Raw genomic sequence first — 13,630 nt, forward strand, 5'->3', positions numbered from 1 at the left:
CGCGCCTGCCCCCCCGGCGCGCGGGTCCCCCGCCGGGGCCCCCCCCCCCCCCCGGCGGCAGCCACTCCGCCCGCGCTCGCCCGCCCAGCCGGAGAAGCGATGCACGAACGGGGCAACTCGTTGAGGGACCACGTGTACATAAAATTACTCATATCGGACTCCTCGGCAGGGGCGTCCCCGGGGTCAACGACGTGAAGGAGCCCCATGAAACTCAGCGATGAACTCCCCGTGGACCATCAGCTGGCCGCCGTCTACCGGTACGGCGCCCTGCTCTGCGGCGTGATCCTGATCGCCTTCGGAATCCTCGGCTTCGCCGACGCCCTGAGCCCCTTCGACACGCGGGGCGAGACGATCGCGGGGCTGACCACCAACACCGCCCTCAGCATCATCTCGATCGTCGTCGGTCTGGCGCTCGCCGTGGGTGCGTTCATCGGCGGCAACTTCGCCTCGACCCTCAACATCGCCGTCGGCGCCCTGTTCCTGATCAGCGGTTTCGCACACATCTTCATCCTCGACACGGGCGCCAACCTCCTGGACTTCGGCATGACGAACGTGATCTTCAGCTTCGTCATGGGGCTGGTCATCATGACCTTCGGCATGTACGGCCGCGTATCCAGCAAGCTCCCCCACGACAACCCGTACTGGCAGCAGCGGCACGCCGGCGACGGCTCCGACACCTCCGTCCCGGCGCGCTCCGCGCTCTCCCGAGGATCATCCGGTACCGCCCTGGGCCCCTCGGCGCCGCGCGCGAGCGGCGCGCTCGGCCCGTCCGATCCCGGCCCCGGGCGCCGGCGTTGACCGCGTCGACCTCGATCGCTCAGGGCAGCACACCGCTACGGTGAGCCCCTGCGGCGTTCCAGGCATCGCGCCGGGACGCCCCGCCTTCGCCACCGCCTCCGTGTCCAGGTCGTACAGGAGCGACGGACACCTCATGGTTCGACCCGCCACCCTCGCGCAGATGCACCCCTGCCCCCCTCCCGCCGCAGGCCCGGCGGAGGCCGCTGCGGCGGGCGCCGGTGAAGACGCGCAGGTGGGGGTAGATTCTCTTACTCCCGGTCGGACGGCAGCGAGAGGCACGGCATGGCAGCGCAGCAGCAGGGGAACGAGGGCGGGGGCCTGCCGTCGGCGGTGGTGGACTGCGCGCTCTACGAGGACGGACGGCGCGTCCCCGGCCAGGTGAACCTGGGCAAGATCACGGAACGGATAGCGCCGGAGGACGGGCGGTTCGCCTGGATCGGCCTGTACGAGCCCACGGCGGAGCAGCTCCAGGAGGTCGCCGAGGCCTTCGGCCTGCACCCCTTGGCGGTGGAGGACGCCGTCCACGCGCACCAGCGGCCCAAGTTGGAACGCTACGACGACATGTTGTTCCTGGTTCTCAAGACGATCGTCTACGTCGACCACGAGAAGGTCACGTCGACCAGCGAGATCGTCGACACCGGGGAGATCATGGTCTTCGCGGGGCCCGGCTACGCGATCACCGTCCGCCACGGCAGCGCCCCGCCCCTCGACGACGTGCGCCGGCGGCTCCAGGAGGACCCCCAGCACCTGGGCTGCGGTCCGGCCGCCGTCCTGCACGCCGTCGCCGACATGGTCGTCGACCGCTACGTGGACGTCGCCGACTGCTTCGCGGGCGATGTCGACACCCTGGAAGCCGAGGTCTTCTCCCCCGACAGCCCCGTCGACGCCGGGCGCATCTACCAGCTCAAGCGGGAACTCCTCGAATTCAAGCGCGCCGTCATGCCGCTGGCCCCGGCCCTGCAACGCCTCAGCGAAGGCACCCTCCCGCAGATCCCGCGGGAGGTGGCCGCCTACTTCCGGGACGTGGCCGACCACCACCAGCGGGTCAGCGAACAGATCCTGTCCTTCGACGAGCTCATCAGCGGCATGCTCAGCGCCAGCATCGCCCAGCTCGGCGTCCAGCAGAACGCCGACATGCGCCGCATCAGCGCCTGGGCCGCCCTCATCGCCGTCCCCACCATGATCGTCGGCGTCTACGGCATGAACTTCGAGCACATGCCCGAGTTGGGATCCCCCTACGGCTATCCCGCCGTCTGGGTGCTCATCATCACCGCGTGCACCGTCGTCCACCGGGCGCTGCGCCGCAACAAGTGGCTCTGACGGGGCGCTCCGCGCCGGATCTCCCCCGGCCACCCGCCGGGCCGGGTCCTACGCTGGTGGCAGGAACCCCTCGGGAGGCTGTCGTGGCGGCCCGGCACCGGTACCACCTGGATCAGGACGGACACTCGATCACCGTCCTGCACGACGTGCGGCGCCACCTCGTGGAAGTTCTCGTCGACGGCAGGACCGTCGCTTCGGCGCGCACGACCCGCTCCGCCGCCACCTTCCTGCAGGGCGAGATCGCCGACGACCCGCCGCGGCCTTTCGCGATCCGTGTCGGGCACCCCCACGACCCCGAGGACGTGCCTCTGTGCGTGCTGGAGTCGGAAGGCTCGCGCTACCTCATGCCGACGGCCCCGCTCACCCGGGAGGAGGAGCGGCCGGCCGAGCACACGCCCCCGGCCCGCACCCCCGGTGAACTCCTCGCCCGCTGGCGGGCCCGTCGCCGCGCCCGCCGGAACACGGCGCCGGGGCCGGACAACCCGTAGCACCCGGAGCACGGCGCCGTCCTGCGAGTGCCGGAACGCCGCCGCCCGGGCCGCAGGCTCCGCGTGGCGCTCCTCCGGGAGGGAGCTGAGAATGAGATGGCCGGAAGAGGCAGGGGGCGAGCGGGCAGGGCGATTCGGTTCCCGCACTGCCGTAGGGACGCAGGTGATCACACATGTGCCGATGGCTCGCGTATTCGGGTACGCCCATGCTGCTCGACACGATTCTGTACAAACCGGCCCATTCGCTGATCGACCAGAGCCTGCACTCCAAGCTCGGGGTCGAAACCACGAACGGCGACGGCTTCGGCGTCGGCTGGTACACCGGGGATGACGAATCCCCGGCCCTCCTGAGGGACATCGGACCCGCCTGGAACAACCGGAACCTGCGGGAGATGGCCGACCACGTCCGCTCCCCGCTGTTCTTCGCCCACATCCGGGCCTCGACCGGCTCGGCGGTTCAGCAGTCGAACTGCCACCCCTTCCGGCACGGCCGATGGATGTTCATGCACAACGGCGCCATCTCCGGCTTCCACCTCATGCGCAGAGACCTCACCATGCTCGTCGACCCCGCCCTGTACGACAGCATGGAGGGGACGACGGACTCCGAGGTGATGTTCTTCCTCGCCCTGACCTTCGGCTTGGACCAGGATCCGCCCGCCGCGGTGGCCCGGATGGCGGGAGTCGTGGAGCGCGCGGGCCGGGACCGCGGCATCGAGTCACCGCTCCAGATGACGCTCGCCATCACCGACGGCGAGAGCGTCTGGGCCTTCCGCTACTCCAGCGCGCACGACTCCCGGTCGCTGTTCTACAGCAGCCGGGTGGACTCCCTGCGCCGGCTGCACCCCGACATGGCGTTCCTGCGGGACATCTCGGAGGAGACCCGACTCATCGTGTCCGAACCCCTCGGTGACCTGCCGGGAGCCTGGAACGAGGTACCGGAGAGCAGTTACGGCCTCGTACGGTCCGGAGCTGACGGTCTGTGGCCCTTCACCCCCACACCCGCATGACGCGACCGCCCGTTCCCGTGCGCGCGCGGGCCCGCCGGTCCCCACGCAAGGAGTGCTCATGAGCGACGACATCGAAGACATGGGACCCGTCGACTACTTGGTCGTCGAGTTCCCCGGAAACCGCATGACGGGGGAGGCGTTCCCCCTGCTGGTCGATCTGGTGGACAAGGACATCGTCCACATCCTCGACCTCCGCTTCGTACAGAAGCACGCCGACGGAAGCGTCACCGCACTGGAACTGTCGGGCCTCGACGACGAGGGCGACTCCTTCGGCCTGTCCGTCTTCGAAGGCGCCTCGTCCCAACTGCTGGGCCAGGACGACCTCGACGAAGCGGGCAGCGCCCTCCAGCCCGGCAACGCGGCCGCGATCCTCGTCTACGAGAACCGGTGGGCCGCCCCCTTCGCCCGGGCGCTGCGCCGCAGCGGTGCGCAGATGGTGGCGAGCGGCCGTATCCCCGTGCAGGCCATCCTGGCCTCCCTCGACGCGGAAGCGTCCGAAGACGGCGGTCCGCCGCAGTGAGCCGCCTGACCATCCGGCACCGCCCGCAGCGCGTCGGCTCACGAGCGGAAAGGGCATTTCCGCTCGTGAGCCGACAGCGGCGGCCCGGCCGGCGCCGGACGGTCAGGCGCCGAGGAGCCTGCTCTTCTGCTGTGCGAACTCCGCCTCGGTCAGGATTCCCTGCTCCTTCAGCGCTCCGAGTTCCTTGAGCTGGTCGATCTTGCTGCGCATGTCGTCCGCCAGGGGCGGAGCCTCCGCGGGGGCGGGGGCGGCGTACTGCTGCGGGGGTTGGGTGTCTTGCTGCGCGTAGGCCTGCTGGTCCTGTTGGGCCCACCGGCCCGACTGGCGCCGCGACACGCGGTTGGACACCGCCGTCGCCGTACCGGCGACCGCCGCGGTGCGTGCTATCCCTCGAAGAAGACCAGGCACGTCGTTCTCCTTTGCTGACGGGGCCGACCCGGTGACCCGGCCGCCGGCCCTCCACTGCTCTCCAGCATGGCACCTGCCGCCGGGGCCCGCCGTGCCGGCGCCCTCCTCGACTCCGGCGGCGGGAAACGCCGGCCGGGCGGATCATCGGAATCGGGGTGTCGGCCGCCTCGTCCAGGAACAGGGAAGAAGGCCATCGATGACGGAGCCCAGCACTCGGCCCGCAGACTCCGGTAGCGGGTGGCAGCCAGAGGAGGCGGACCGGCTGCGCGACATCCTGCGCGCGCCCGGCTATGCCAAGGTGCTCGTCTTCTCGGCCGTCATCGGCATTCCGATCTCGCTGACGGCGTTCTGGTTCCTGGTCGGTCTGCACCAGGTGGAACACCTCGTGTGGGCGGACCTCGCGCACGGGCTGGGCTGGGACCGTCCGCCGTGGTGGTGGCCGCTTCCCCTGCTCCTGGTCGCCGGGGTCGTCGTCGGTCTGGTCGCCGCGCGTCTGCCCGGCGCCGGCGGTCACATCCCCGCGGCCGGCCTCCATGCCGGCGGGACGCCGCCGGTCACGCTGCCGGGCGTCGTCCTTGCCGCGGCCGCGAGCCTGCCTCTCGGCGCCGTGCTGGGACCGGAGGCGCCGCTGATCGCCCTGGGCGGCGGCCTGGCCCTGTGCTTCCGTGATCTCACCCGGGCTCCGGCAACCCCGCAGACGACCGTGCTGCTCGGCGCCGCCGGCGCCGCCGCCGCCATCGCGGCGATCTTCGGCAACCCGGTGATCGCGGCCGTCCTCCTGATCGAGGTGGCGGGGGTCGGCGGGCCGCAGCTCTTCGCGGTCATGCTGCCCGCCCTGCTCTCCAGCGGCGTCGGGGCCCTGGTCTTCACCGGCTTCGGCCGCTGGACCGGACTGGATACGGGGAACCTCAGCCTCACGCTGCCCGCGCCCCTGCCACGCCTGGACGCGGCGGACGTGCTGTGGACGGTCCTCATTGCCCTCGTCATCGCCCTGCTGCTGCGCCCGGTCCTGGCGGCGGGCCGACGTGTCGCGGCATACGTGTCCGCCCGACCGGTGCCCCGCACCGTCGTGTGCGCGCTGGGCGCCGGAGCCTGCGCCGCCCTCTACGCCCTCGTCACCGGCCGTTCGCCCGCGGACGTCGCCCTGTCGGGCCAGGCCACCCTCGGCGAGCTGGCCGCACAACCCCAGGTCTGGGGCGTCGGCGCGCTGATCGCCGTCCTGCTCCTCAAGAGCGCCGCCTACGCCCTCTGCCTGGGCAGCCTGCGCGGCGGAGCCATCTTCCCGGCCCTCTTCCTCGGAGCGGCGGCCGGCGTCCTCCTGGCTCCGCTGCCCGGCCTGGGCACCGTACCGGCCATGGCGGCGGGCATGGCGGCGGCCACGGCCGCCGTCCTGCGGCTACCGGTCAGCAGTGTGGTCCTGGTGGTGCTGCTGCTGGGCAGCTCGGCCATGATGCCCCTCGTCATCCTCGCGGTGGTGATCGCCTTCGTCACCACCGAACTGCTGCCCGACGGCACCCCTGCCGCGCCGACCGGGCCGTCCCGGCCTCTCGGCCGGTGACGCCTGCCGCCCCGGTGACTCCGAGGGCACGAACGGGACGGCCCGGTCGGCGCGGTGGCGGGACGGCGCGGTCAGCGTCGTGGAGGTGCGTCAGCACGTGAGGCTGGTGCTCGCAGAGGTCGTGGCCTCGTCCAGCTTCAGGATCTGCGGCTGGAGCTGGGCCAGCGCGTCCTGACCCGTGGTGTCGCCGGGCAGGGCGTCGTACGCCTTCTTCAGGTTCTCGGCAGCGCTCTGGACGGCCGAGCGCTCGGCTTCTCTGAGCTGGCTCGCGTTCTCCTTGACGCTGTTCCAGTCGTCCTGAACGGCCTGCTGGGCTTCCTGCACCTGGTCCTTGGTCGCGGAGGCCGGGTTGAGCGCCCTGAGCTTGGCGTTGTCGGCCTTGAGCTCGGACAGGTCGGTGCACAGCTCACTGGCGGCCTCGGTGGCTTGCTCCGAGGGCGAGCTGCTGTCGTCGGAGCAGGCGGTGAGGCCGAAGACGGCGACGGCGCAGAGCGCACCGATCACGGGAAGGCGCTTCATGACGACTCCTCAAGCGAGAGGGCGGGGACGGCTCCACACGGAACCCCTCACCACATACACACGACCGAGCACCTTCCGCACCCGCACCGGCGCCGTTCGAGGGGTTCGACACCGAGGCCGGAACCTCACCCGCCCGGGCGCTCGGGTCCCGGCCTCCACGTCTGCGGGCGCTCCTCGTCGGTGAGCAGTCCGAGCATGTCGAGCAGCACCTCGCACTCGGCCGGGCTCTCGGCGTGCGCGGCCACCGCGCGACGGGCCGCCGCGCGGTCGTCGGGAGCAGAGGCGGACGCGGACAGCACCGCCGGGTCGTCGCAGGCGAACGGATCTTTCATGAGGCGATGCGACCACACCGGCGCCGCGACGGCAGCCCGCCGTGCTCCACTCGCCACGACAGCCGACCGGGCGGCCCGCCGCCCCGCCGGACCTCACGGGGTCGTGGAACCGGCGGTGAGCAGGGCCGCAACGCCCGGAAGGCCGGACTCGGCCAGGGCACGGCACTGGCGGTCGGCCGACGTCCCCTGTTGGAGCAGCCGATGGACGAGTGAGACCACCTCGCGGTGGTCGCCGCTCTCCTCCAGGGCGGGGCCGATGTGCCGCAGCAGCATGCCCAGCACGTCCCCGCTGCTCGTCAGACGGCCGCCCGGATCCATCAGTGTGCTGCTCAACCCGTGCCGGGCCGCATGCCACGTAGCCGCCTGCAAGAGCTCCGGGCGGCACTGCGAGGGTGCGGCTCCGGCCTTCTCCTCGGCGATGGCGGTGGCGGCCAGTGCGCGGACGACACCGGCGAGCATGACGGCGTCGTCCGCCTCCAGCTGTACGTCACAGCAGCGCACCTCGACGGTCGGGTACCGCTCGGACAGCCGGGCCTGCCAGTACAACTGGCCCCGGTCGGGGATGAGCCCCGACTCCAGCAGGGCATCGGCCCGTGCCTCGTAGTCCGCGAGGCCCGCGAAGTACGGGGGCGGTCCGCTGACCGGCCAGCGGCCGAAGATGATCGTCCGCCAGCTGGCGAAGCCGGTGTCCCGCCCGTCCCACAGGGGTCCGTTCGCGGACATCGCCAACAGCGTCGGAAGCCAGACGCGCAGCCGGTTCATGACGGCCACTCCCGTCTCCCGGTCGGGGACCCCGACGTGGACGTGCATCCCGCAGATCAGCTGCTCGTCGACCAGCAGCCGGGCCTCTCCGCGCATCCTCCGGTACCTCGCCGTGCTGGTCACGGGGACGGGCGAGACGTCCCTGACCGGAGCGGTGGCGGAGACCGCGATGCGGCACCCGTTCTCCTGCGCCGCGGAGGCGACCGCGTGGCGCAGGCGCAGAAGGTGGCCCCCAACCTCCTCCAGGGCCGTGCACACGGGTGTGGCGACCTCGATCTGCGCCTGCAGCAACTCGTCCTGGATCTCCCGCTCGTCGGAGATGGGTGCCAGGCGGGCCGACGCGCGCACTTCCTGTACGAGCGGAGTGGGCAGGAGGGTCTCCGGGTCGACCAGCAGGTACTCCTCCTCGACCCCAAAAGTGATCATGCTGGGTGGCTACCCGGAACTCCGAGTGATCACCCGGCTCAGAGGGCATTTCGGCGCAATGGACGCGCGGCGCGGCGCCCCCGCTGCGCGCCGGTGCTGTCACGAACCGCGGAAACGGATCGAAGTCCAGGGGGTTTGAAAGCATCCGGACCGAACAGACGATGTTCTGACAGCGGCTTTATACGACGAGGTAGGAGACATATCGTGGGCATCATCGCTTGGATTCTCATCGGTCTGCTTGCCGGCTTCATCGCGAAGGCGCTGATGCCGGGCAAGGACCCGGGCGGCGTCATCATCACCATGCTCATCGGTATCGCGGGCGGCCTGCTCGGCGGCTGGCTCGGCAAGGTCATCTTCGGCGTCGACTCCATCGACGGCTTCTTCGACCTCTCGACCTGGATCGCCGCCATCATCGGCTCCGTGATCCTCCTCGCCATCTACCGCGTCGTCGCCGGCGGGCGTCGTCGCCACGCCTGACACCGCGCCCGCCCGGGCACACACGCGTCGGGGCCCGCCCACCTTGGGCGGGCCCCGACGCGTCGTGCGTACCTCTTCGCGCCTCTTCGCAGGCCGGCGGGGCGGCAGGGGCTGCGGAGCGGCCGGGCGGCATTCTCCTCACGGCCCCACGGGGCTCCTCACGGCTCCACGGGGGCGGGGCGGGCCGGGGCACGTGGTCGGCGGTAGGCGCGGGTGCCCCGGCAAGCGGTCGGCAGAGGTTCGGCTACCAGTAGTGCTTGCGGCCTCCGACGGCGTGGCCGGCTGCCCCCAGGATCCAGAGGATGGCCCCGATGACGAGGAGGATGATTCCGATGGTCCACAGGATGGAGATTCCCGTGACGAAGCCGATGACGAGCAGAATGACGCCGAGGATGAGCATGGTGTGCTCCGTTTCACTTGACGGTTCACCACCAGGGTAGGCGCAAGCCCCGTCCGGCCGCTCGTCCGGGCGGGCCGCGGCAGCCTGCCGCGCCGGGCCGTCCGACGAGGCGACGATCAGCGCCGGCGCACGCGAGGACCGTCCGGGTCCCGGTGCGCACCAGGCGGACCGGCAGCGCCTTCCCCCGCGTAACGGCCGCGAGCCGGGTAGACGGCCCGCATGACACGCTCAGGGGAACTGCTGTCCGAATCCACGGTGCGGGAGGCCATCGGGTGGCTCGTGCACGTCATCGAGGCCGCCGGGGCCCTCATCATCTTCGTCGGCGCGGTGTGGGCGTTCGCGCGGTTCGCCACGACCGGCGTCCGCCGGCGCTCGCTCATCGGGGAGTTCAACAAGATCCGGCTCAGCCTGGGCCGCTTCCTCGTCCTGGGCCTCGAATTCCAACTCGCGGGCGATGTCCTGCGCACCGCGGTCGCGCCCAGCTTCACCGATATCGGACAGCTGGCCGCCATCGCCGCCATCCGAACCGTCCTGAACTTCTTCCTCACTCGGGAGATCGCACAGGAGCGCGCGGAGATCGAGCGCGATCAGAAGGAGCCCGTACCGGCCTCCGTGGCGGGCTGAGCCAAAGGGGATGAATCGCAAATCTTCCGCTATCAAACCGAGCAACACGGGTAGCCGATCACCATGGACCCCAACAAGAACACCCCGCTCCGCGCCGTCGCGCTCGTCTGCACCCTGTCCCCCTCCCCCGCCCCGTCCAGCTCGCAGCTGCTGGCCGAGCAGACGATGGCCGCCCTCGCCGAGCACGGCGTGACGGGCAAGACCATCCGGATCGCGGACCACGACGTGAAGCCCGGCGTGAAGACCGACATGGGCGACGGGGACGCCTGGCCCGGCATCCGCGAAACGATCATGGGCGCCGACATCCTGGTCCTGTCCACGCCGATCTGGCTCGGCCACCCCTCCAGCATCGCCCAGCGGGTCCTGGAGCGGCTGGACGCGGAGATCTCCGAGACGGACGACGAAGGCCGACTGCTCACCTACGGGAAGGTCGCCGCGGTCTGCGTCGTCGGGAACGAGGACGGCGCGCACAAGGCCAGTGCCGACCTCTTCCAGGGCCTGAACGACGTCGGCTTCTCACTCGCCCCGAACGCCGTCACCTACTGGGTCGGCGAGGCGATGCAGGGCACCGACTACCAGGACCTCGACAAGACCCCCGAGAAGACGGCCTCCACCACCGCCACCCTCGCGGCCAACACCGCCCACCTCGCCCGACAGCTCAAGGCGACTCCGTACCCCGCGAGCTGACCCGCGGTCCGGCCCTGGGCACCCACTCCCGCGGACACCACCCGGGGACCACCCGGACACCACTCGAACACTCCTCGTACACCCCCCTCGGACACGAGCACGTCGTGCCCGGCACGCCCCGGAGAACGGAGAAGCGAAATGCCGTCCCGCGAAGCGCCCCGCGTTTCCGACCCTGTCACCCGCCACCCCCGCCCGCCCTTCCCCGACCAGCAGCAGGAACACCCCGGTTCCACCGGTGAGATGGACCCGCGGCCGGACCACGGCGAGGACAGCTACCAGGGCCACGACGTGCTGCTCGACCGGGCAGCCGTGGTCACCGGCGGCGACTCCGGGATCGGCAGGGCCGTGTGCCTGGCCTTCGCCCGGGAGGGCGCGGACGTCGTCTTCACCCATCTGCCCGAGGAGGCGGACGAGGCGCAGGAGACCGCGCGCCTGGTCCGCGAGGCGGGCCGCAAGGCCGTGCCCGTGCTCTGCGACATCCGTGACGAGGCCCAGTGCGCGGCTCTGATCGACCGGGCCGTGAGCGAGCTGGGGCGCGTCGACATCCTCGTCAACAACGCCGCCTACCAGATGTCCCAGCCCGACGGGATCGAGGCGATCACCACGGAGCAGTTCGACCGGGTGATGAAGACCAACCTGTACGGGATGTTCTGGCTCTCCCGCAGGGCCCTGGCCCACATGCCGAGGGGCGGGTCGATCATCAACACCAGCTCCGTGCAGGGCTACCAGCCCAGCCCCCACCTGCTCGACTACGCGATGACGAAGTCGGCGATCATCTCCTTCACGCACGGGCTGGCGCAGATGGTCGCCGAGCGGGGCATCCGCGTCAACGCGGTCGCCCCCGGGCCGGTCTGGACGCCGCTGATCCCCGCGACGATGCCCGACGTGAAGGAGTTCGGCGCGCAGTCGCCCCTGGGCCGGGCGGCGCAGCCGGCGGAGATGGCGCCCGCCTACGTCTTCCTGGCCTCGCCCCAGGCCGGCTACATCACCGGCGAGATCGTCAACGCCACCGGCGGCACTCCCCTGCCGTAACCCCCGCGGCGACCGCCCGCACCGCCAGGTTCCCGCTGGCCCGCGGGCCCGCCGGCCTGCGGACTCGCGGGTCCGCAGGCCGCCCGAGACCGTTTCCCTCCCGCCCGAGACCGTTTCCATCCCATGCCGCCACGCGTCGGCGGCCGCAAGGAGACCGATCATGACGAAGCACCACTCAGCAGCAGACGCCGCGGGCAGCGACCTGCCCGGGAAGCCGGGGCCGGTGTCCCCGACGGTTGCGGAGCCGACCCGGCCCGGTGAGCCGCTGCCGCCCAAGCCCGATCAGGACGGCCCCGAGACGGTGAGCCCGACCGGGCAGCCGACGGGGGCGGACCAGGCCCGCGTGGCGCAGAGCGGGGCGTACCTGACGACGGCCCAGGGGGCGCGGCTGCCCGACTCGGACCATTCGCTGAAGGCGGGAGCGCGCGGACCGGTCCTCCTCCAGGACCACCATCTGCGCGAGAAGATCACGCACTTCGACCACGAGCGGATCCCGGAGCGGGTCGTCCACGCCCGGGGTGCCGCGGCACACGGCGTGTTCCAGGGCTACGGGACGGCCGCCGGGGTGTCCAAGGCCGCGTTCCTCGCCAAGGGGGTGGAGACGCCGGTGTTCGTCCGGTTCTCCACCGTGCTCGGCTCGCGCGGCTCCGCCGACACGGTGCGCGACACCCGGGGCTTCGCGACGAAGTTCTACACCGAGGAGGGCACCTTCGACCTGGTCGGCAACAACATCCCGGTGTTCTTCATCCAGGACGCGATCAAGTTCCCCGACGTCATCCACGCCGGCAAGCCGCATCCGGACCGGGAGATCCCGCAGGCGCAGAGCGCGCACGACACGTTCTGGGACTTCGTGTCCCTGCACACCGAGGCCACCCACCACACCCTGTGGAACATGTCCGACCGGGGCATTCCGCGTTCGTACCGGATGATGGAGGGCTTCGGCGTCCACACGTTCCGCCTGGTCAACGAGGCCGACGAGACCGTGCTGGTGAAGTTCCACTGGAAGCCGAAGCTGGGCGTGCACTCCCTCGCGTGGGAGGAGGCGCAGCTGATCAACGGGGTGGACCCGGACTTCCACCGCCGGGACCTGGCCGACGCCATCGAATCCGGCGCCTTCCCGCAGTGGGAGCTGGGCATCCAGGTGTTCCCCGACACGGAAGACCAGATGTTCGAGGGGATCGACCTCCTGGACCCCACCAAGATCGTGCCCGAGGAGCTGGCGCCGGTGCAGCCCATCGGGCTGATGACCCTGAACGCCAACCCCAAGAACTACTTCGCCGAGACCGAGCAGGTCGCCTTCCACCCCGGACACCTGGTGCCGGGTATCGACGTCACCGACGACCCGCTGCTCGCCGGCCGGCTCTTCTCCTACCTCGATACGCAGATCAGCCGCCTCGGCGGCCCGAACTTCGGGCAGATCCCCGTCAACCGGCCGCACGCCCCCGTCAACGACATGCTCCGCGACGGCATGCACCAGAGCGCCGTGCACACCGGTGTGGCCCCCTACCGGCCCAACAGCCTCGACGGGGGCTGCCCGTTCCTGGCCGGCGCCGACACGGGTGCCTTCATCGAGACGCCCGTCCCGGTCCCCGCGGCGGCCAAGGTCCGCCAGTCACCCGCCACGTTCTCGGACCACTTCAGCCAGCCGCGCCTCTTCTGGCTCAGCATGAGCGCGACCGAGCGCGAGCACATCATCGCCGCCTACACCTTCGAGCTGAACAAGTGCTACGAGCAGTCGGTCAAGGAGCGCGCGCTGACGGTGCTGGCGAACATCGATCCGCAGCTGTGCTCGGAGGTCGCCACGGGCCTGGGCCTGCCGGCACCCGAGGCAACCGTGCCGCTCGACGCGGCGGACCCCAGCCCCGCGCTCTCCCAGATCGGGGGGACCTGGCCGACGGACGGCCGCGTGATCGGCATCATCGCCGATGCCGACGCCGACCTGGACGGTGTCCGCGCCGCCCGCCAGGCCGTCCTGAACGCCTCGATGGTGCCCCTGGTCATCGCGCCGACCGGCGGCACGCTCGACTCCGGCGGTGACCCGATCACCGTGCAGCGGACCTTCGGCACCGCCCGCTCCGTCGAATTCGACGCCCTCCTCCTGGCCGGCGTCCCCCAGGCCGCGGCGGACGCGTACGGCGCCCGCGACGCCAAGGCCGCCACCGCCCGGCCGCCGCAGGCGACCTGCCGCTCGGCCGGCTGCTCGCCGTCGACTGGACCCTCGGCGCGGGCCGCCCGCCGCTCGTCGCGTACCTCTACGACGGCGGGGTGCTGG

16 protein-coding genes are annotated in these 13,630 nt (G+C 71.3%); 11 read left to right on the forward strand and 5 right to left on the reverse strand.

From position 1 onward, the window contains the following. The first annotated feature begins 204 nt into the window (after positions 1–204). The 5 genes from ACFWU6_RS19445 to ACFWU6_RS19465 all read left to right on the forward strand — a co-directional run bounded on the left by ACFWU6_RS19445 (position 205) and on the right by ACFWU6_RS19465 (position 4,133). On the forward strand, positions 205–798 hold the full coding sequence (locus tag ACFWU6_RS19445) for a DUF4383 domain-containing protein (RefSeq protein WP_383812422.1): 594 nt from the start codon (positions 205–207) through the stop codon (positions 796–798). Positions 799–1,080: 282 nt separating this feature from the next. Then, a complete protein-coding gene (locus ACFWU6_RS19450; protein ID WP_383812420.1) occupies positions 1,081–2,118 on the forward strand; it encodes a magnesium and cobalt transport protein CorA in 1,038 nt (345 codons plus the stop codon). A gap of 83 nt (positions 2,119–2,201) precedes the next feature. Continuing rightward, positions 2,202–2,606 carry a hypothetical protein gene (locus ACFWU6_RS19455; protein WP_383812418.1) on the forward strand — a complete coding sequence of 135 codons (405 nt, stop codon included), beginning with the start codon at positions 2,202–2,204 and terminating at the stop codon, positions 2,604–2,606. A gap of 173 nt (positions 2,607–2,779) precedes the next feature. Continuing rightward, complete coding sequence (locus tag ACFWU6_RS19460; protein ID WP_383812416.1) at positions 2,780–3,613, forward strand: class II glutamine amidotransferase; 834 nt, start codon at positions 2,780–2,782, stop codon at positions 3,611–3,613. A gap of 58 nt (positions 3,614–3,671) precedes the next feature. Continuing rightward, positions 3,672–4,133, forward strand: a complete 462-nt coding sequence (locus ACFWU6_RS19465; protein WP_383812414.1) for a DUF6325 family protein — start codon at positions 3,672–3,674, stop codon at positions 4,131–4,133. A 102-nt stretch (positions 4,134–4,235) separates the two neighbouring features. Here ACFWU6_RS19465 and ACFWU6_RS19470 read toward each other — a convergent pair whose 3' ends face one another. Further along, a complete protein-coding gene (locus ACFWU6_RS19470; protein ID WP_383982114.1) occupies positions 4,236–4,541 on the reverse strand; it encodes an SHOCT domain-containing protein in 306 nt (101 codons plus the stop codon). Positions 4,542–4,737: 196 nt separating this feature from the next. On the opposite strand from ACFWU6_RS19470, the gene ACFWU6_RS19475 reads away from it, so the two are divergent. Next, positions 4,738–6,099 carry a chloride channel protein gene (locus ACFWU6_RS19475; RefSeq protein ID WP_383982116.1) on the forward strand — a complete coding sequence of 454 codons (1,362 nt, stop codon included), beginning with the start codon at positions 4,738–4,740 and terminating at the stop codon, positions 6,097–6,099. Positions 6,100–6,189: 90 nt separating this feature from the next. Here ACFWU6_RS19475 and ACFWU6_RS19480 read toward each other — a convergent pair whose 3' ends face one another. The 3 genes from ACFWU6_RS19480 to ACFWU6_RS19490 all read right to left on the reverse strand — a co-directional run bounded on the left by ACFWU6_RS19480 (position 6,190) and on the right by ACFWU6_RS19490 (position 8,138). Continuing rightward, positions 6,190–6,618 (reverse strand): hypothetical protein, encoded by a 429-nt coding sequence (locus tag ACFWU6_RS19480; protein ID WP_383982118.1) that lies wholly within the window; start codon positions 6,616–6,618, stop codon positions 6,190–6,192. Positions 6,619–6,743: 125 nt separating this feature from the next. After that, positions 6,744–6,950: a hypothetical protein gene (locus ACFWU6_RS19485; protein WP_383812406.1), complete on the reverse strand. Its 207-nt coding sequence runs from the start codon at positions 6,948–6,950 to the stop codon at positions 6,744–6,746. A gap of 93 nt (positions 6,951–7,043) precedes the next feature. Beyond that, complete coding sequence (locus ACFWU6_RS19490; protein WP_383812404.1) at positions 7,044–8,138, reverse strand: glutamate--cysteine ligase; 1,095 nt, start codon at positions 8,136–8,138, stop codon at positions 7,044–7,046. A 204-nt stretch (positions 8,139–8,342) separates the two neighbouring features. Here ACFWU6_RS19490 and ACFWU6_RS19495 point away from each other — a divergent pair, with 204 nt between their 5' ends. After that, complete coding sequence (locus tag ACFWU6_RS19495; protein WP_383812402.1) at positions 8,343–8,615, forward strand: GlsB/YeaQ/YmgE family stress response membrane protein; 273 nt, start codon at positions 8,343–8,345, stop codon at positions 8,613–8,615. A 244-nt stretch (positions 8,616–8,859) separates the two neighbouring features. On the opposite strand, the gene ACFWU6_RS19500 is transcribed toward ACFWU6_RS19495, so the two are convergent. Continuing rightward, positions 8,860–9,015 (reverse strand): DUF6131 family protein, encoded by a 156-nt coding sequence (locus ACFWU6_RS19500; protein ID WP_383812400.1) that lies wholly within the window; start codon positions 9,013–9,015, stop codon positions 8,860–8,862. A 219-nt stretch (positions 9,016–9,234) separates the two neighbouring features. On the opposite strand from ACFWU6_RS19500, the gene ACFWU6_RS19505 reads away from it, so the two are divergent. The 4 genes from ACFWU6_RS19505 to ACFWU6_RS19520 form a co-directional block, all read left to right on the forward strand. Further along, the gene (locus ACFWU6_RS19505) at positions 9,235–9,639 is read left to right on the forward strand and encodes a DUF1622 domain-containing protein (RefSeq protein ID WP_383982120.1); all 405 of its coding nucleotides are present in this window, start codon (positions 9,235–9,237) and stop codon (positions 9,637–9,639) included. Positions 9,640–9,702: 63 nt separating this feature from the next. Continuing rightward, the gene (locus tag ACFWU6_RS19510; protein ID WP_383812396.1) at positions 9,703–10,326 is read left to right on the forward strand and encodes a flavodoxin family protein; all 624 of its coding nucleotides are present in this window, start codon (positions 9,703–9,705) and stop codon (positions 10,324–10,326) included. A 138-nt stretch (positions 10,327–10,464) separates the two neighbouring features. Next, a complete protein-coding gene (locus tag ACFWU6_RS19515; protein WP_383812394.1) occupies positions 10,465–11,358 on the forward strand; it encodes an SDR family oxidoreductase in 894 nt (297 codons plus the stop codon). Positions 11,359–11,518: 160 nt separating this feature from the next. Next, positions 11,519–13,630 (forward strand): catalase (locus ACFWU6_RS19520; protein ID WP_383982122.1); only part of this gene is annotated, 2,112 nt, incomplete at its 3' end.

The sequence above is a fragment of the Streptomyces sp. NPDC058674 genome, from assembly GCF_042716505.1.
Lineage (GTDB): Bacteria > Actinomycetota > Actinomycetes > Streptomycetales > Streptomycetaceae > Streptomyces.